Source organism: Agrobacterium sp. 33MFTa1.1, assembly GCF_004328495.1.
GTDB classification, from domain to species: Bacteria; Pseudomonadota; Alphaproteobacteria; order Rhizobiales; family Rhizobiaceae; genus Agrobacterium; species Agrobacterium pusense.
The window spans coordinates 1436979-1455746 of sequence record NZ_CP036359.1 but is presented as its reverse complement, the minus strand read 5'-3'; the positions used below and the strand labels follow the sequence as shown (position 1 = coordinate 1455746).

The following is an 18768-nucleotide window of genomic DNA, read 5'->3' as shown; positions in this document are numbered from 1 at the left end:
GGACACCCCGGCTTCAAAAGCCGGGATGCCGATCGCCGGAGTTCAGATCAGTTGGCGACCGCACCAACTTCGCGATCCCAGCGTTCCAGCAGCGCCTTGCGCTTGGCAGGATCGCCATAGGTCTTGAAGTCGTAGTCGATGAGCTTGATGTCCTCGAACTTCGGTGCCTCTTTCGGCACTTCCGCCGTTTTGTTGGACGGCAGCTGGAAGGACTTGGCGTCCTTCATGCGCGACTGGACCTCCGGCTTCAGCGCCCAGTCGTACCAGGTCTTGGCATTGTCGAGGTTGCGGGCGCCCTTGATGATCGACATCGAGCCGATCTCGTAACCCGTGCCCTCGCACGGAGCGATTGACTTGACCGGGAAACCTTCCGCAGTCTGGGCCACCGCATCATGCATGAAGACGATGCCGAGCGCCGTCTCGCCGCGCGCCGCCGCCTTGACCGGTGCGGAGCCGGACTTGGTATATTGCGAGATATTGGCGTTGAGCTTCTTCAGGTAATCGATGGCCTGATCCTCGCCCATGATCTGCACAAGTGAGGCAAGCGCGGTATAGGCGGTACCCGAAGAGTTCGGATTGGCGATCTGGATTTCGCCCTTGAGTTCCGGCGCCAGAAGGTCGGCCCAGCACTTTGGCTCCTTGTAACCCTTGGACTTGAATATCTCGGTGTTGTAACCCCAGCCCAGGGCACCGGCATAAACGCCGACAGTCCGGTAACCCGTGCTCTCCGCCTGCTTGACCGCCCAGTCCTGCAACTGGTCCAGCATCGGCGACTTGTATTCGAGCGTCAGGTTTTCCGAGGCTGCCTGCATGTGCGGGTCGCCCGTGCCGGCCCACCAGATATCGGTTTTCGGGTTGCGGGCTTCCGCGCGCACCTTGGCATAGGTCTCGCCCGAAGACAGGCGCACCATATTGACCTTGATGTCATGAGATTTTTCAAAATCGCCCTTCATCTGTTCGCAGATGACGACATCGGCCGAGCAGATCAGGTTCAGTTCGCCGGCCGCCTGCGCGGAAACGGCGCTCAGTGCCGTACCGGCAAAAAGCAGAGTGGAAAGTATCGTCAGTCGCATGGTTATCCTCCTGTAGCTTGCGTCTGAATTTCGGGGCGCGCGCAGACATGGCGCTGCCGGTCGCGGCACCTTGTGGCGCGCGTGCTGTCGTTTCGGGGTTTTTGGTATTTGGCCCTACTGGGTCTGGCTCGGGTGAATCTCGCTGTCGAAGCGGCTCAATAATCGACTTCGCTCTTCCGGCTGGCCGAAGGTGGCAAAGTCGTAATCCACCATCTTGATCATCGATATATCAGGTGCCGTCAGCGGCAATGTCGCCCGGGCGTTGGACGGCACCTGGTTCTGGCCGGCGATGGCGCCGGTTTCCTGTCCTTCAGGGCTCAGCGCAAATTCCACGAAGGTCTGCGCAAGCGCCGTATTGTGGTTGCCCTTGACAATGCTGACCGCCCCGATCTCGTAGCCGGTGCCCTCGCAGGGCGCGACGATGACCAGCGGGAAACCCTCGATCTTCTGGGTCACGGCATCATGCATGAAGGAAATCCCGATAAGAACCTCACCCCGCGCCGCCGCCTTGACGGGTGCCGAACCGACCTTGGTATAGCCCACGACATTGAGGTTCAGCTTCGTCATGAAACCAAAGGCTTCTTCCTCGCCGAACAGCTGCACCAGCGTGGCGAGCATGGTGAAGGCCGTGCCGGAATAGTTCGGATTGCCGGTCAGGATATGGCCGCGATAGACGTCCTTGGCCAAATCCTTCCAGCAGGTGGGAGCGGGCAAGCTGTTTTTGGCAAGCAGTTCCGAATTATAGGCAAAACCAAGCGCGCCAGCATAAATTCCAGCCGATTTCGACCCGGACATCGCATTGAAGTTCTGCGCCCAGGGCAACAGATCCTGTTGATTGGCGGGCCGATATTCGTCCAGCAGGTCTTCGGAACCTGCCTGCAAATGTGTATCGCCGGTGCCGCCCCACCACACGTCGACTGTCGGACGGGATCGCTCGGCGCGAATCTGGTCGAGAATTTCGCCGGTGCTTTTGCGGACCATCGAAATTTCAAGTCCGGTCTTGGCTTCGAATGCCCGCTGCATGGTCACGCACCAGGCCTCATCGACGCCGCACAGGACGTTCAACTTCGGTTCGGCCATGCCATGCCCTGCGCCGCACAGCCAAAGGACCATGCTCGCCGCAAGTGCGGTCAGTGCTTTCAATTAAGCCTCCCTGCCTGGAACCTCCCCGTTCCAGTCTCCATCAACAGCATGTCACATCCTGTCCGCACCGCAATCGAAGAATGGTTACCAATCTTTCACCGCACTGCCGAACAAGATTACAGATATTACAATTATGACAGGAGAGATAACCAGCGAGCCTTTGAAGATAGCCGCCACCATGCCTATGATGGTGGCGGGAGGAAGTTGCAGTGCTTAATCAGAAGGTTCGCATTCTGATCGTCGAGGACGATCCGGATATGGCCGAGCTTATCTCGGATCTCGTCGAGGCCGAGGGCTGGCTGCCCACCTGTGCGCGCTCCGCAGAGGAGGCCGACGAGATATTGGCAAAGGACAGGATGCAGCTCGTCCTCGTCGATCACAATCTGCCTGGCACGTCCGGGCGCACCTTCGCCCAGCGGCTGCGCAGCCAGATCGACATCGGCATCGTCATGGTCACCGCCGCCGGCAGTGCCGCCGACCGGGTGCTCGGCCTGGAAACCGCCGCCGACGACTACGTGGTCAAACCCTTCGAACCAATCGAGCTCACGGCGCGGATCAAGGCCGTCCTGCGCCGGACAATTCCCTCGCTAAAACAGGAGAAGGACAGCGAGCGTGACCACGGGCGCGCGGCGCTGCGGCTTGGCGACTGGGCGATCGATCTTGATGCACGCCGCGCTGTCTGCCTCGCGGACCGCAGCCGGACACTGACGAGCGCCGAATTCGCGCTCCTGGAAATTCTTGCCGAGACGCCCAACCAGCCCGTCAGCCGTTCCCAGATTCTCGACAGGCTGGGTTCGGAGAGCGACCGTTATATCGACAGAAATGTCGACGTGCTGGTGCTGCGGCTGAGGCGCAAGATCGAGATAAACCCCGATCTGCCGCGCCATATCAAGACCCGGCGCGGCAAGGGTTACGTGCTCCACACCGATGAGGGCGAGCCCTACCCGTGATCAGCCGCTCCTTCCTTTCCTCCATCGCCTTTCGCCTGCCCTTTGCGATCGTCTTTACCTGCGTCCTCGTCTTCAGCCTGTCCGCCATCGCGATTTACGGATTGCAGCGCGCCCGCGATGAAATGGCGGCCTATGGATTGCAGGCCTTCTCCAGTCTCGCCAAGGCCTCGCTGGTCTCGCGGCAGGTCTCCGATCTCGTCTCCAGTGCACCTTTCCTGATGAATGCCGCCTCGCCCTATCGCGTTTCCAGCGAAAGCCGCTCCGTTGTCCAGCAGGTCGATCTGCTTCTGCAGATGACAGAGCCGGGCAGCGGCGAGCGGGCAGCACGCGGCTTTGCGAGTGAGCGTATCGTTGAACTGCTGCAGCGTATCCGAGCGCAGACACTCGATCTCGCTAAGGATGCCGATGCCGCGCAGGGCCACAAGGCGGAGGCGGCAGCCGCGCTCGGCGAAATCGCCACCGGTCAGGGTATCCTCGATCCGGAGCTGCGCCGGCGGATGAATGGCATCGTACAGGCCGCGTCCGCGTCCGACAGTCTTTTTCAGCTTGGCGAACTGCGCCGCCGCTATGTGGCGGAAACAACGGCGCGTCAGCAGGGTTATCCTGGCGAGCGCCTGCCCATTGCCGAGCTTCAGCCCTACGAGCGGGTTTTCGAGGCCCAGAGCCGTTACCTTCTGGAGATGTTCGCGATCCGCGCCTCTGTCTCGCGCCTTCACACCGTCTCGCGCGATCTTTCGCATGTGACCGAAACGCAGGGCGACGCGGTCGCGCGCAGTCTGAACGAAGACCTTATCTCCACCTCCGATGCTCTCAACCGGCTGCTGATCATTGTCGCCGTTGCCTCGCTGTTGGTTCTCATCGTGGCGATCTTTTCGATCCGGTCGGTGATGCGTGTCTCGCGCGGGATCGTGACGCTCTCCAACGGCATGAATGCCCTCGCCAAGGGGGAAACGGATGTCGGGCCGCCCTCCTATACGGGTCCCGAGACGGAGCTCATCCGCCTGCTCGACGCGTTTCGCGCCTTCCACGACAGCGTCGACCGCGTCTCTCGCCTCAGGCGTACGGCCGAAGCCGCAGCCCGCACCATCCGCTCCACATTCCGCAACATGAATGAGGGAATAGCGCTGTTCGATCCGGCCGGGCGGCCTATCACCATGAACCGCCGCATCATCGAACTTGTCGGGCGCTCCGGCTCGTCCCGAAAGCTGCCGATCCGCCGGTTCGTCGAGCCCATTCCCGAAATCGATTCGACGCTGCTGCCCTTCGATGGTGGGCATGGGAACCTGCTGGAGCGCGCCGTGGTGCGGCATCGAACTGCCGACCAGCGGGTTATAGAAATATCGATTTCGCGCCAGCCGGATGGCGGCATCGTGCTGCTTGCCCGCGATGTGACCGCGCTAGACCGGCAGGAGGCGGAAGCAGTCAAGGCCCAGCGGCTGGACGGCATCATGCGCATGACCCACCAGGTCAGTCACGAGGTGGGCAACATGATCGGCATCATCACCGGCAGCCTCGGCCTTCTGGAGCGAGAGGCCGGTTTCAATGACCGCCAGAACCGGCATATTGCCCGCATTCGCAAGGCAGCTGATCGCGGCCGCTCCCTGGCCAGCAGCATGCTGACCATCGGAAGCCAGCAGCCCATCCATCCAAGCTGCATTAACGTGGCCAATCTCCTGCGCGGCATGGCCGATATTCTCGAGATCGCGGTTGGCCCCAAATGCCGTATTGCACTCGATCTCGATGATGATCTTCCCGCCATCCCGCTCGACCCCGCCCTCTTCGAGCAATCCATCCTCAATCTCTGCCTCAACGCCGCGGCCGCCATGCCGGAGGGCGGCCTGATTTCAATCGAGGCGGCCTGCGAGAAGGATACTCTGGCGATAACCGTCTCGGACGAGGGCATCGGCATGACGCCGGAGGCCGTGGACAAGGCCTTCGAACCCTATTTCACCACCCGGGGGGACCATGGAGGCGCAGGCCTGGGACTTGCCATGGTCTATGGTTTCGTGCGCCAGAGCGGTGGCGAAGCCCACATCCATTCAAAGCCCGGTGAGGGCGCAAGGGTACAGCTGCTTTTCCCGATTCATGCCGGGCAGGCGAGATAACATTGCAGGATCGGGTGTCGGGGCACTGCCGCCCGGGGATCAGCCCTTGCTGATGCGCAATCCATCCAGAAAGGTCCGGAAACTCCTTACGGCCCGTTCCGACGTTGTTTCCGGATCGTCAGAATTGGCAATCCACTGGGCTGCGCTGCTGCTCGCGGCATTGATGAAACGGGCACACGCCTCGGAATCGATATCGGCGATCGTTCCCTCCTGCTTGAGCGCATCGAGACTGCGCGAAACAGCGGAAATACAGCCATTGGCATTTGGCCAGCGGGATGGATCGCCAAGGACGGCCGGTCCATCGCGAAACATGATCCTCTGGATTTCCGGTTCAAGCGCCATACGGACATAGCCGACATTCTCCTCGACAAACCCTTCCCAACGCGTCGAGGCTCTCGAAGAAATCTCGCAAAGCCTTTTTGTCATCTCCGCGTCGATCTCGGCGACCACCGCCAGCAACAAACCCTTTTTGTCCCCGAAATGATGGTAGAGCGCACCACGGGTCAGCCCTGCCTCGGCGGTAAAATCATCCATGGAGGCCTCAGCATAACCAATACTGCCAAACGCCCTGCGTCCGGCAGCCAGCAGCTTTGCCCGCGTTTCAGCAATCATTTCACTGCGAGGTTTGCGCATTTTTGCTCCAGCATCCACATACGTCGCGTATATTAGTTGACATACGCCGCGTATGCAATTATTTCATTTACATACGCCACGTATGTGTGTGGTGGATACTCCCTAAACAAGGTGCATCCGATGTCTAATCCATACAGAGAAATTTTCCGGGTTCCAGGCGCCAAAGGCTTTTCAGCTGCAGGTTTCTTTGCCCGCCTCCCCATCGCCATGGCGCCGATCGGCATCGTGGCCATGTTGTCGCAGACGCATGGCGAATATTGGCTGGCAGGCGCCGTATCGGCAACCTTCGCGCTGACCAATGCCGCCGTCGCGCCGCAAATCTCGCGGCTGGTGGACCGCCGGGGCCAAAGCAGCGTTCTCATCCCCGCGACCATTCTATCCGTCTTCGCCTTTGCGGCGTTGATCATCGCCACCAATCAGCGATGGCCGGCGTGGACGCTGTTTCTTTCCGCTTTCCTCGCCGCCGCCATGCCAAGCATCCCCGCCATGATGCGGGCCCGCTGGACGGAACTATTTCGGGACCGGCCGGAACTGAATACGGCCTTTGCCTTCGAATCCGCGGCTGACGAACTTGTCTACATTGCGGGTGCATCGCTTTCCGTCGGGCTTGCGGTTTCGCTTTTTCCAGAAGCGGGCATGATGATCAGCACGGCATTTCTGGCGGTCGGAACATTTGTCTTTCTTCTGCAGCGATCCACAGAACCCAAAGTGCGTCCGGTCGAGGGCGGCCGTCGGCAGCGTTCTGCAATATGGCTGCGTCCGGTACAGATCATCACGGTCGCACTCATCTTCGTCGGCTCGACTTTCGCCACCGCCGAGGTGAGCGCCGTCGCCATCACCAAGGAACTCGGCCAGCCGGAAGCGGCCAGCCTCGTCATCGGCGTCTATGCCATTGGCTCCTTCGTCGTCGGCCTGCTTCTTGGTGCGCTCAACCCGAAAACGCCGCTGCACCGGCAATTGCTGATCGCTGTCAGCGTTCTTGCCCTGACGGCGCTGCCGCTCCTCGTCGCGGCATCCAGTGTCGCCCTGCTTGCCTTTGCCGTGTTCCTCAGCGGTGTGGCAATCTCTCCCATTTTCATCACCGCTTTCGGCCTGATTGAACGCCGGGTGCCGGAATCGATGCTGACGGAAGGCGTGACCTGGGTCATGACCGGTATCGGTATCGGCATGGCGCTGGGCGCTTTCGTCTCGGGATGGGTGATCGACAATTTCGGCCCGGACAATGGCTTCTGGGTGTCGGTCGCCGCAAGCCTTTCAACGGTGACGATCATTGGGCTTGGTCAGCGCAGCCTCTCGGCGGAGCGAAGGCATCCGGGTGGGTCTCCGGCAGCGCAGCCCGCCGAATGATCCGGGCTGGCGGACACTGAAACGGACGGACCGCACCGCTTCTCATGAGTAGACGCTTCAAAAACGCTTCTCCGCGCAGGATATGCGGAGAAGTCAATAACCGCCCGTCAGGAAAATACTCTCGCCGGTCATAAAGCTGCAGGCCTGCGAAGACAGGAAGATGGCGGCGCCCACCATTTCCTCCGGCTGACCGGCTCGTCCCATCCAGTTCAGGGTCCGGACATATTCAGCCCAGCCTTCGGGGTCTTCGTCCCGGCGATGGGCATTGCGATCCGTATCGACCAGACCGGGCGCTAGAGTGTTGAGGAGAACATTGTCCTTCGCATAGTCGCGCGCCTGACTCTGGATCAGATTATGCTGCGCAGCCTTGGTGGCGGCATAGGCGGTGACGATGCCCTTCGGCCGCAACTGGTTGACCGAGCCGATGGAAACCACCCTTCCCCATTTTCGCGACGCCATGCGCGGCAGGATCGTCTGCAGCATGTCCACTGTCGACCCGAGATTGACCGCCAGCTGAAACGCCAGATCATCGGGGTTCAGCTCCGACAGTACCGCATTGATCTGGGCGCTCGCATTGATGACGAGAATATCAACCGGTGCGACCGTCTCGGCGCGCTCTACAAGATCGCGCCCGGCGCCCGGTTCGGAGAGATCACCGGCCAGCTCTTGGGCCAAGCCACCGCCGTCCGCGATGCGTTTCCGCACGGCGATTGTCGCACCCGGCTTCACGCCATGCAGGATGACATGCGCGCCGGCCCCCGCCAGCCCTTCCGCTATGGCCGCCCCTATGCCGCGGCTGGAACCGGTGACGAGCGCCGTGCGGCCTTTCAAACCAAAGACGCTTTCAAGACGCATAATTTATCCTTCGAACAGTGAAATGCGCGCGCCGGCAATTCCGGGGCGGCAGGAGAACAGGCCACCAGACAGCGGGGCGTCGGCGAGCGTGGATGCCGGCAGGCGCGTGCGGGCACTGGTGATGAAGAGCGTCGACAGGTCCGGCCCGCCGAAGGCCACACTCGACGGGCGCGGCACCGGCATCTCGATCACCTGATCCAGCTTGCCGTTCGGAAGATAGCGGCGCACGCACCAGCCGTCCCAGATCGCACACCACACCCCGCCTTCCGCATCCACGGCGAGGCCGTCCGGACGGCCGTCGGCCACGGGAATACGGGCAAATTCACGGCGCTGCGACAGGGCGCCGGTCGTCGGATCACAATCATAGGTATGGATAAGGCCGGGCACCGTATCGACGAAATAGAAGGTCCTGCCATCGGGGCTCCAGCCGAGACCGTTGGAGACGACGATGCCGCCTTCCTTGCGTTCGAATGCCCCATTGGCATTGATCCGATAAAGCGCGCCGGTGGGCTTGGAGGCATCGATGCGCATCGACCCGACCCAGATGGCGCCGTCCGGCCCGCATTTGGCATCGTTCAAGCGGTTATCGCCAATGCCAGCCTCCGGGCTGACGAAGGGTGTCAGCCGGCCCGAAGTGAAGTCCAGCCATTCGACGCCATCCTGCGACGCCACCAGCAATCGCCCTCCGGAGACTGGAATGACGGCACTGACCAGCTTACCTGTCTCGCAGGTTTCGTTACGGCCGGTGGCGGGATCGAAACGATGGACGGCGGGGTGCAGAATATCCACCCAGTAGAGCGCGTTTTCGCCTTCATGCCAGACCGGGCTTTCCCCAAGCTGCGCCCCCCAGGGAAGAATGCAGCTGAGTTCGGCGCTGGGGCGTCCTGTTGCCGAACGCGGACGTGGCCGCGAGCTGATGGCGACAGCCCCGGCGGCGCCGGTAATCCGGCGTGCAGCGGCAATCAGTTCACGCCCGGCAGGATGAATGTTGGACGCATCGAGCCGCGACGACGGCCCGAGCGCGACAAGCACACCCATCGGCGTATTGTCACGGCCCATGACGGGTGCGGCAACGGAATTCACCCCTGGCAGGTGCTCCTCATAGGAGATCGAGTAACCCCTCGCCCGCGTCAGCGTCAGATCGGCCTGAAGTGAATCGAGCGCGGTAATCGTCCGCGGCGTCTGCGCATCGAGCGTCAGCCGATCGAGCAGGGAACGGCCGACAGCAGGGTCCTGAAAGGCAAGCAGCGCCTTGCCCGGCGCGGTACAATGCAAAGGAACCCGGCGTCCCACTTCTACCCGCACGGAGAGACCGTTTGGAGAACGTTCCGCGAGATATTGCGTCATGATGCCGTCCAGCCGGCAGAGCGCTACGGTCTCGCCCAGTTCGGCAGCCAACCTCTCGAGTTCGGGTGTCGCGGCCGATACCAGATCGAAGCTCTCCCATACTTTGTGGGACATTTCGAGAAAGCGCTGGCCCAGAACATAGGTTCCACGCGCCTCATCCTGACGGACGAGCCCATAGGCTATGAGGGTGCGCAGGATACGGGCAAAAGTCGGCTTGGGCAGGCCGGAGGCGCGCAACAGTTCTGCAAAACGCGGCGGCTCCGGCGCATCGGCCACCATGTCGAGCAGGGTCAACCCCTTCGCCAGCGCAGCGGTGCCGCCCGGTGTCTCGGGTTTCATCGCGTCTCCTTCGCGAGACGCTGCCGCCTTGCGGCGGCCGCCTCTTCCAGCATCCGGTCCATCGTCCATTGTGCCTCAAACCCCAGGGTGTTTTTGATCCGCGCGTTGGACGTATGGTAATAAACGCCGTCGCCGGGAAAATCGACAGTCACGATGGGGAGGCCGGTCACCGCGGCAATTTTCGGCAGAAGCTCGGCGAAATCGGAGGGCTCATCCGCGCCGAGATTGAAGATGCAGCCCGCCGCATCAGGGTGATCGAGGGCGAGCAGGATCCCCGCCACCATATCGCGTGTATCGGTTATGTGCATGCGGTATGGCCGGCCGTTTTCATTGCGCGCCAATATATGCGACGCTTCGCCGATATCCCGGGACTGTAGCAGTTCGGCAATCGCAACGTTCCCGAAATTCCGCTGCTGTCGAATGCGCGGCCGCAGGAAAAAACGCGGGCCGGAGAAGAAGCTGTCTTCATCCAGCAGCTCAGCCGCATCCTGCGTATGAGAAAAGCGCAGGATCACGGTTTCCATGCTGCCAGTCCGCTGGTGAAAGCGAACCAGTTCCTCGCCCAGAAGCTTGGTCAGGCCATAGGGCGAATTGGGGCGAAGCGGATGATCCTCGGTGACCGGCAGGAATTCGGGGCGGTTTTCCGGATAGACTTCTCCTGACGAGGCGAAGACGAGCCGCTGCACGCCTGCGGCTGCGGCCGCATCCAGAAGACGGCGCGTGCCTTCGACATTGACCGCAAACATGCGGTCCCGGTCCTCCGGCGCCCATGACATAAAGGCCCCGAGATGCAGAACGGCGCTCACACCTTCCATGGCTTTGGACAGCGCCTGCCCGTCCTCCAGCGATCCGACGACCTCCTCACCGCCCGTACCCGACGGACGAAGGTCAAAGCCGCGGACCGCCCGAGCGTCCATACGCAAGGCAGCGGCGACAGCACGACCCACACGGCCTGCCGATCCGGTGACGAGGATCATAGCCGTGCTCCGGTCTTTGCGTCGAAGAGATAAAGCTGTGCCGGATCAAAGCCGAGCTGAAGCGCTTCGTCAGCCCGAAGGTTGCCGCTATGCGAGACGCGGGCGATCAGCCCTTTGGATCTGCCCTCCTCGCCATCTGCGACCCTTGCGCCTTCCGCATCGAAATAGACGTATTTTTCCGATCCCAGACTTTCCACCAGCGTCGGACGAACGCTGAAGGTCACCGGCCCATCGCCCAGAACGAGATGCTCTGGCCGCAAGCCCACGATCACGCTACCCTGCCTGGCAGATGCCGCCGGCAGGTTAACCTTCTGGCCAAAAACAGTCAGTGCGCCGTCACGCAGTTCCGCGTTGAGGAAATTCATGCCGGGCGATCCGATGAAACCGGCGACAAAGAGGTTGGCCGGATTGTTGAAAAGCTCATCGGGCGCCGCGATCTGCTGGATGATGCCGCCCTGCATGATAACCACCCGGTCCGCCATGGTCATGGCTTCCACCTGGTCATGCGTCACATAAACGGTGGTGACACCGATACGCTTGTGCAGGGCGCCGATTTCGGCACGCATGTGGACGCGCAGCTTGGCATCGAGGTTGGACAGCGGTTCGTCCATCAGAAAGGCCTGCGGCTGACGCACGATGGCGCGGCCGAGCGCCACGCGCTGCCGCTGTCCGCCCGAAAGATCCTTCGGTTTGCGATCGAGATAGGGCGTTACCTCGAGAATGCGCGCCGCGTCATCCACCCGGCGATCAATCTCCGTCTTGTCCGTGCCGCGCATCTTCAGGCCGAAGCCGATGTTCTGCCGGACCGTCAGGTGCGGATAAAGCGCGTAATTCTGAAACACCATGGCGATGTCGCGGTCACCCGGCGCCAGATCCGTGACTTCGTTTTCGCCGATGAAGATCTGCCCTTCGCTTGCCGGTTCGAGGCCCGCAAGGATTTTCAGCATCGTCGACTTGCCGCAGCCGGAAGGCCCGACCAGCACCACGAACTCGCCGTTTTCGATCTCGAGCGAAAAGGGCCTGAGCACGTTGAGGGCGCCATAGGACTTGCTGACATTGCGAATGGAAATATTGGCCATGCTTATTTCTCCGCGCCAGCGGTGAGTCCGCCGACCAAATAACGTTCCAGAAACAGGTAGATTGCGATGATCGGCAGCGCGATGAACACGGATGCGGCGGAAATGTCGTTCCAGTAGGTGACGTATTCGCCCTGCATCGTGGTGATGCCGAGATTGGCCGTCCAGTTGTCCGGCGAGTTGACGAGGAAGGTGCGGGCATAGGCGTAATCCGCCCAGCTGAGCACGAAGGCATAAAGTGCCGTGGCAGCAAGACCGGGTGTGGCGATCGGAAGTACGACCCGGACCATTGCACCGATCGGCGAGCAACCGTCGACCATCGCGGCCTGCTCCAGTTCCTTCGGAATGGTGTCGAAATAGCCTTTCAGCATCCATGTGGCGAAAGGAATGATCATGGTCGAATGCGCCAGCACCAGTGTCCAGAGGCTGCCGATCAGACCGAAGCTGGAAAAGATCGAAAACAGCGGAATGACGAGCAGCGTTGCAGGAAGCATCTTCGCCGTCAGGACGAAGAGACCCATGGTCGCGCCGCCCCGCATGGAATAACGCGACAGCGCATAACCGGCGCTGACGGAGACGAGCATCGACAGCGCCACCGAGCCGACGGCCGCAAGCATCGAGTTCCACAGCCATAGCAGGATCGGCTTCGCCGCCCAGACCCTGGCGAAAATGTCCCATTGCGCATCATCCGGCCAGAAGGTCGGCGGCAGGCGGTACAGTTCATCGGTGGTGGAGAGCGCCGTGACCAGAAGCCAGTAGACCGGGAACAGGATCATCACCAGCGTGAAGATGACAGTCGCGTAAAGGGCAAGGCTCTGTAAAAATGTCCGTTTCATCAAAGCCTCCTCAATAGATCGATTTCGAACGCCGACCGAGCATCAGAAGGCTCGCGACGATACAGATCACCAGTGTCAGCACGCCGACGGCGGCGGCGCGGCCGAAATTGTGATACTGGAAGGCCTGGTCATAGGTCATGATCGACAGGGTCTGGGTCGACCTCAGCGGTCCGCCACCGGTCAGAACCTTGATGATGGAAAAGTCGCGGAACACCCACAGAAGCGTCAGCACCAGCGTCACGCCCAGCACCGGCATCAAAAGCGGCATGGTGATCCAGCGGAAACGCTGCCAGACGCTCGCGCCATCCACCTTCGCGGCCGCATAATAATCGGCCGGAATGGATTGCAGACCAGCGAGGCACATGATCGACACGAAAGGAAAACCCTTCCAGACCATGGTGATAGCGACAGCCCAGAAGGCGGCTGTCGAACTGCTCACCCACGGGATCATCTGGTCGGTGAACCCGAGCTTTATCGCCAGCCATCCGAACAGCCCGAAGGACGTATCGAACATCCACGCGAAGATGACGACCGCGATGATTTCCGGCACTGCCCAGGGCAGCGCCATTCCCAGCCGCGCAACGGTTCGGCCCTTGAAGCGGTTATTGGCCAGAAGCGCTGTGCTGAGGCCAACGGCCACGCTGCCCGCGGTGACGACGACAACCAGCTTCAGCGTCACCCAGCAGGCGAGCCAGAATTCCGGCGATGAGAAAAGCCAGGTGTAATTGCTGAGTGAAAACGGCCGGCTTGCGCCACCGAGCCGCGGTATCTTGACCTGCTGGAAAGACAGGTCGATGGCCAGCACAAGCGGCCAGACGATGATGGCGGCAACCATCAGGACCGCGGGTGCGATCAGAATATAGCCGAGGAGATGTTGCCGGCTGGGACGCGCAAGATCAAAGAACTTGCGGCGCCCGGCCCGAGCGGGTGCGGTCATGGATGGTCCTCCTGCCGGATGCGGATGGTAACCACGGCCCGCCAGGCGGGCCATGGCAAAACGGGATCAGCCCTTGATGGCCTCGGCCTTCGCCTGCATCGTCTTTGCCACCTCCGCGGGATCGAGGTCCTGAATGATCATCCGCTGGCTTTCTTCCATCACCATCTTGCTGAATTCATTGTAGAAGAGCTCAAGCCCGGTCGGAATGCGGTCGATACCCGCCTCGGATGCGGCCTTCATCGTCTCGATCAGTACCGGAAAATGCGGGATGGTCTTTTCGACACCCGACACGTCGGCCTTGGGGCTTGGCGGGGTGTTGCCGCCAAGGGTGGCATAACTGCGCTGGAACTCCGGCGACATCGTCAGCTTGATGAAATCCCAGACGAGCGCCTTCTGGTCGTCGGGAATATCGGCCGGCATGGCGAGCACGTTGGACGATCCTCCCAGCGGCGGATGAAGCGGGGGTGCCGCGTAAACGATGTCAGCCTTGGCTGAACCCTTCTCGGTGGTGCCGTAAAGCCAAGGCCCGTCGAGCCGCATCGCCATCTTGCCATCGGCAAAGAGCTTGCGCACGTCGCTGGCGCTCATGTCGACCGGGCTGATCCCGCTCTTCATGACGGTTTTCCACCGGGTCAACCCCTCCACCATCTGTGGCGTGTCGATGGTTATGTTGCCATCCTTGTCGGTCCAGTATGCGCCGGCATCGAGGACATAGTTCAGCATCTCCGTCAGATATTGCCCGGGACCGCCCTTGGTCTCGTGGCCGGTCCCGAACTGGTCGATGATACCGTCACCGTTCAAATCCTTGGTGGTGGCTTTTGCGGCCGCCAGAAACTCGTCATAGGTCTTCGGAACCGCGACCCCCGCCTCATCCAGGATCTTCTTGTTATAAGCCATGACGAAGCCGAAGTAGTTCGTCATGATACACACGGTCTCACCGTTCCATTCGCATTTCTGCTGACCGGCCCAGCCGGTCATGTCGATGCCGTCCTTCTTAAGCCACGGGTCGAGCGGCTCCAGCCAGCCGCTGTCGGCGAACATCTGGAACTCGAAGGATGCGAGATGCACGATCTGCGGCGGCTGGTTGGCAGCGAAAAGCGTGGTCATCGTATCCGCGTAGGAGCTGCGTTCCGCCTTGGTGAACTCGATCTTCACGCCGGGATGCTGCTTCTCGAAGGCGGCGATTGCGGAACGCCACCATTCACCCGTTCCCGCGTCATCTGTTTGCCAGGAAATGAATTTCAGGACGGTATCGGCCATGGCAGGGGCAACGGCGCTCATCGTCATCAAAACGGCGGTCGCCGTACCCAGCGCCAGATTCTTCATTCTTTTGGTCATGGTTTCCTCCTCCAAAGAACCAAATCAGATACGTTCAATAAGGGCGAGCGCCGCCTCCGACGGTCTTACGCCCAGTCCCGGACCCGACGGCAGGTGATACCTGCCTTCGCGGCAATCCATGTCGCCCTCCAGCAGGCGGCGGTTCGGCTCGAAGATCGAATGCTGGAATTCGTGCCCCTTCAGCGTCGGCAACGTCGACGATGCCTGCAGGCTGGCGGCAAGGAATATGCCGGCGCCAATGGTAGCGTGCGGTATGACGTCGATGCCGTGTTCGGCTGCGAGAGCGCCGATACGGATGAAATTGGTGATACCCTTATGGCCCATTTCCGGCTGCACGATCGCAATACGGCAGCGTTCGATGCGGGCGCGCATATCCCAATGGGTGCGCCATTCCTCGCCCACCGCGATCGGGACGTCGGTATTCTTCGAAACCTTTTCCAGCCCGGCAATGTCCTCCGTCCAGACGGGCGCCTCGGCGAACCATGGATCGAATGGCTGCATTTCTGCGATGAGCTCCAGCGCCCGCTCCGGTGTCTGGTTCCAGTGCATATCGGCGGCGATCTTCGCCTGCGGGCCGAGCACCTGCCGGAGATTGGCAAGTTCCGCCGCCGGCCCATCATCGGCAACGGGCGTGGCGAATTTAAAGGCGTCGAAGCCACGATCCTGCCAGTATTTCGCCAGTTCTCCGCGCGCCTTCAGCGTCTTCTCCGGCAGGCCGGAAACATAGGCCGAAAAATTGTCCACGCGGCCACCCAGCAGGTCTCGAATGGATTTTCCGGCTTCCTGTCCGGCAATATCCCAGAGGGCGATATCGATTGCAGCAAGCGCATCCACGTAAAAGCCACCGGTATAACCGCGCACGCGCATCATATCGTAAAGATCGTCGTAGATCGCCGATGGATCGGATGCATCGCGGCCGATCACGAAACCGGCCAGCAGGTCGTTGATGAGAGCCGCCACCGCACCGGGCGCAACGATGCCATAGGTCTCACCCCAGCCGACGGTGCCGGCTTCCGTCGTCATTCGCAGAAGCACGCTGCGGTCGAAGGTTGGATAGACCGTGCGGTTGCCCTTTCTGACGATGTATCCATTGGGATTGACCACTTCACCTTCCCGCAGCGCCCCGAGATAGGGAACCTTGCGTGGCTGGGTCAGCATGAAGACTTCGATTGTTGCAACTGGGCTGTTCATGCGGCCTCCGGGGCGACAAGGCCGAGCTCGACGAGGTTGGCGTCGATATCGGCAATCGCCGCCTTGTCGAGTTCCGGGGTGGGCGCGCGGACACCGAGACCCTCGATCACCCCACGGCGGGCCAGCACGTACTTGGTCAGCCGCATGCGATAAACCGCCTGCAGAACCAGAAGCGGAAGAGTGCGGACATAGATTTTCCGGGCCTCATCCTGACGGCCTGCGCGGAGAGCGTGATCTATTGCCACGTGTTCCTCGACGATCTCCAGCGCCGGCATGGCAGCGGTCGCGCCACGCGCATATTCATCCAGAATGTAACGGGCGCCGCCGCCGCCGATGATACCCTTCAATGTTGAGGGCGCATGGGCGATGATATGGCTGATGGCGGGACCGGCCGGCAGCGTTTCTTCCTTGACGTAGGCGACCTGCGGCAGAGACCGGACGATCTCGACAATCGCCTCCGGCGACAGATCAGACCCGCGCGGCGCGGGCGCGTTCTGCAGGATGATTTCGACACCGGGCAGCGCCTCGACAACCTTACCCAGAAACTCGATCAGCGCCGGCGCATCCGTCCCGACCGATTTTGGCGGCTGAACCATCAGGTGGCGAATACCGAGATCAGATGCGGCGCGGCCATGTTCAACCACGTCTCTCCAGTCTGCCGCGCTCGCGCCCGCCACGACCGGCACCCGGCCAGCAACAGCATCAACAACGATCTTCAGCAGCGACGCACGCTCTGCAGCATCCAAAGTCTCAACCTCACTGGCAAAACCCGGGAACACCACACCATCCACGCCTTTTTCGAGCGCGAAGATCACCAGTCGCTCCATACCCGCTTGGTCAATACCGCCATCCGCCAGAAAAGGCGTTGGCAAAACGGGCAAAATTCCCTTCAGGCCAGCCACCATCTTACTCCTCCCAATTGAGTATCATATATTGATACCTTGAATTCACTAATTGACACTACATAGACTTGAGCCCTATGACAAGCCCCCAGATGAAATGAACGAGGAGGTTCAGGGAAATGGCAGCACGGGCGACATCGATCATCGTCGATTGGGGAACGACATTATTGCGAGCGGCGCTTGTCGGTAACGACGGGGCGGAACTTGAACATCTGGAAACCGCCGACGGCATTTCGAGCCTTGCCGAAGGGCAACATGAGCCTGCCCTCATGAACGCACTCGCCCCCTGGTTTTCAAAACACGGCGCTCTGCCCGTGGCCGCGCTTGGCATGATCACCAGCCGCAACGGCTGGGTCGAGGTGGCCTATGTGCCCTGCCCGGCGGGACCGGCGGAACTTGCCGCCGGCACGGTGCGCAGGACGTTGCCCAATGGGTCCGACCTTGTATTCCTGCCAGGCCTGAACGACCCCGGCCGCCAGCCGTTTCCGGATGTCATGCGCGGCGAGGAAACCCAGATCGTCGGCCACGGCCTTACAGAAGACGCCACCCTCATCATCCCCGGAACCCACAGCAAATGGGCACGGGTGAAGACAGGGCGGATCGATGGTTTCCAGACATTCGTGACCGGTGAAATCTTCAACCTACTCATCAATCACTCCTTCATCGCGCGCGGTTCCGCACAGCCGCCGGTCGACGATCCGGAGGCATACCTGTGGGGTTTGAAAGAGGCCAAAAAATCCGCAGCCATGCTGTCGCTGTTGTTTTCCGCACGCACAGGCGGGCTCGCCGGCAAACTGTCGGCACAGCAGCTGCGGTCTTATGTCCGTGGGCTGGTCATCGGACAGGAATTTCGGCAGGCCCGCGATGCGGGATGGTACGCAGAGGGAGACGATGCGGCGATTGTGGGCAATGATGGGCTCAACGATCTCTATCTGATTGCCGCTGGCGAATTCGGCCTCAGAATATCAATGGGCGATGACGACGCGTTGACGAAGGGAGCCCTGGCGGTTCTGCAGAAGACGCTTTCCTGAATGGAAACGCCGGCTGGACACCTGGTGTCCGGCCTTCACAATACCAGGGACCAACATGTACGATTACCCGGCCAGCATCGGCACCAGCCGTCACGAAAACGATATCCTCACCATCCTGACGCGCCTTCAGCGACTCGGGCTGCCGGAGGACCCGATTGCCTTTTATGGCTCCTCATCTTTCCGGATATGGAACTCCATCGCCGAGGATCTGGGCACGCTCGACATCGTCAATCTCGGCTTTGGCGGCGGCACCTGCCTCTCGGCCGTTCACTACATGGAAAAACTCCTGCTGCCGCTGAGACCCCGGAGAGTGGCGCTCTATTTCGGCGAGAACGACATAGCCAGCGATGGCTTAAAGGCGGCCACGGCGCTGCAACATCTGCAGGCGCTCAGGCATTGCATCCTGCAGGCGCTGCCGCAGACGCAGGTTTTTGTTCTGGCCATCAAGCACAGCCCCGCGCGCTGGATTTATCGTGGCGAATTCGACCTTTTCAACCGCATGGCGCAGGACTGGTGCGAAAACTCCAACGACGCCGTCTGGCTGGACCCGAATGCCGGCCTTATGGGGGAAAACGGCCTGCCGATGTTCCGCTATTATCTTCCCGACCTGGTTCACCTTAACACCGCAGGTTACGCGGTCTGGGCGGAAGCACTTCGGAAGACGCCGGCGCTTCTCGCCTGATTTTCA

The 18768-nt window shown here is 61.1% G+C and carries 17 protein-coding genes; 5 read left to right on the top strand and 12 right to left on the bottom strand.

What is annotated here, in order from left to right; genetic code table 11:
* Positions 1 to 47 precede the first annotated feature (47 nt).
* Together EYD00_RS20530 and EYD00_RS20525 are read right to left on the bottom strand one after the other, a co-directional pair.
* The gene (locus tag EYD00_RS20530) at positions 48 to 1073 is read right to left on the bottom strand and encodes an ABC transporter substrate-binding protein (protein ID WP_003503939.1); all 1026 of its coding nucleotides are present in this window, start codon (positions 1071 to 1073) and stop codon (positions 48 to 50) included.
* Positions 1074 to 1187: 114 nt separating this feature from the next.
* A complete protein-coding gene (locus EYD00_RS20525) occupies positions 1188 to 2216 on the bottom strand; it encodes an ABC transporter substrate-binding protein (protein WP_205780926.1) in 1029 nt (342 codons plus the stop codon).
* Positions 2217 to 2425: 209 nt separating this feature from the next.
* Between EYD00_RS20525 and EYD00_RS20520 the strand changes: the two genes are divergently transcribed.
* Together EYD00_RS20520 and EYD00_RS20515 are read left to right on the top strand one after the other, a co-directional pair.
* Positions 2426 to 3166, top strand: a complete 741-nt coding sequence (locus tag EYD00_RS20520) for a response regulator transcription factor (RefSeq protein ID WP_004438193.1) — start codon at positions 2426 to 2428, stop codon at positions 3164 to 3166.
* Positions 3163 to 5271, top strand: coding sequence for a sensor histidine kinase (locus EYD00_RS20515; protein ID WP_034498390.1), 2109 nt, complete (start codon positions 3163 to 3165; stop codon positions 5269 to 5271). Before EYD00_RS20520 ends, EYD00_RS20515 begins: the two co-directional genes overlap by 4 nt.
* 39 nt (positions 5272 to 5310) lie before the next feature.
* On the opposite strand, the gene EYD00_RS20510 is transcribed toward EYD00_RS20515, so the two are convergent.
* The gene (locus EYD00_RS20510; protein WP_004438189.1) at positions 5311 to 5904 is read right to left on the bottom strand and encodes a TetR/AcrR family transcriptional regulator; all 594 of its coding nucleotides are present in this window, start codon (positions 5902 to 5904) and stop codon (positions 5311 to 5313) included.
* A gap of 120 nt (positions 5905 to 6024) precedes the next feature.
* Here EYD00_RS20510 and EYD00_RS20505 point away from each other — a divergent pair, with 120 nt between their 5' ends.
* A complete protein-coding gene (locus tag EYD00_RS20505) occupies positions 6025 to 7251 on the top strand; it encodes an MFS transporter (RefSeq protein WP_034498392.1) in 1227 nt (408 codons plus the stop codon).
* Between the two features lie 93 nt (positions 7252 to 7344).
* Here the strand turns inward: EYD00_RS20505 and EYD00_RS20500 are convergent, their stop codons facing one another.
* From EYD00_RS20500 to EYD00_RS20460, 9 genes are all read right to left on the bottom strand, one after another.
* Entirely contained in the window at positions 7345 to 8106 is a 762-nt protein-coding gene (locus EYD00_RS20500; RefSeq protein WP_034498395.1) for an SDR family NAD(P)-dependent oxidoreductase, read from the bottom strand.
* Positions 8107 to 8109: 3 nt separating this feature from the next.
* On the bottom strand, positions 8110 to 9861 hold the full coding sequence (locus EYD00_RS20495) for an SMP-30/gluconolactonase/LRE family protein (protein ID WP_193604419.1): 1752 nt from the start codon (positions 9859 to 9861) through the stop codon (positions 8110 to 8112).
* Complete coding sequence (locus tag EYD00_RS20490; RefSeq protein WP_034498399.1) at positions 9789 to 10769, bottom strand: NAD-dependent epimerase/dehydratase family protein; 981 nt, start codon at positions 10767 to 10769, stop codon at positions 9789 to 9791. Before EYD00_RS20490 ends, EYD00_RS20495 begins: the two co-directional genes overlap by 73 nt.
* Positions 10766 to 11848 (bottom strand): ABC transporter ATP-binding protein, encoded by a 1083-nt coding sequence (locus EYD00_RS20485; protein WP_022563544.1) that lies wholly within the window; start codon positions 11846 to 11848, stop codon positions 10766 to 10768. The genes EYD00_RS20490 and EYD00_RS20485 overlap by 4 nt, the downstream gene beginning before the upstream one ends.
* 2 nt (positions 11849 to 11850) lie before the next feature.
* Positions 11851 to 12681, bottom strand: coding sequence for a carbohydrate ABC transporter permease (locus EYD00_RS20480; protein ID WP_004438176.1), 831 nt, complete (start codon positions 12679 to 12681; stop codon positions 11851 to 11853).
* A gap of 10 nt (positions 12682 to 12691) precedes the next feature.
* Positions 12692 to 13618 (bottom strand): carbohydrate ABC transporter permease, encoded by a 927-nt coding sequence (locus tag EYD00_RS20475; RefSeq protein ID WP_006698684.1) that lies wholly within the window; start codon positions 13616 to 13618, stop codon positions 12692 to 12694.
* Positions 13619 to 13684: 66 nt separating this feature from the next.
* Entirely contained in the window at positions 13685 to 14956 is a 1272-nt protein-coding gene (locus tag EYD00_RS20470; protein WP_034498401.1) for an ABC transporter substrate-binding protein, read from the bottom strand.
* 24 nt (positions 14957 to 14980) lie between these two features.
* Entirely contained in the window at positions 14981 to 16147 is a 1167-nt protein-coding gene (locus EYD00_RS20465) for a mandelate racemase/muconate lactonizing enzyme family protein (protein WP_034498403.1), read from the bottom strand.
* Positions 16144 to 17052 carry a dihydrodipicolinate synthase family protein gene (locus tag EYD00_RS20460; protein WP_034498404.1) on the bottom strand — a complete coding sequence of 303 codons (909 nt, stop codon included), beginning with the start codon at positions 17050 to 17052 and terminating at the stop codon, positions 16144 to 16146. Before EYD00_RS20460 ends, EYD00_RS20465 begins: the two co-directional genes overlap by 4 nt.
* 116 nt (positions 17053 to 17168) lie before the next feature.
* On the opposite strand from EYD00_RS20460, the gene EYD00_RS20455 reads away from it, so the two are divergent.
* Entirely contained in the window at positions 17169 to 18080 is a 912-nt protein-coding gene (locus EYD00_RS20455; protein WP_034498406.1) for a 2-dehydro-3-deoxygalactonokinase, read from the top strand.
* 55 nt (positions 18081 to 18135) lie between these two features.
* Positions 18136 to 18762, top strand: a complete 627-nt coding sequence (locus tag EYD00_RS20450; RefSeq protein WP_004438162.1) for a GDSL-type esterase/lipase family protein — start codon at positions 18136 to 18138, stop codon at positions 18760 to 18762.
* Positions 18763 to 18768 lie beyond the last annotated feature (6 nt).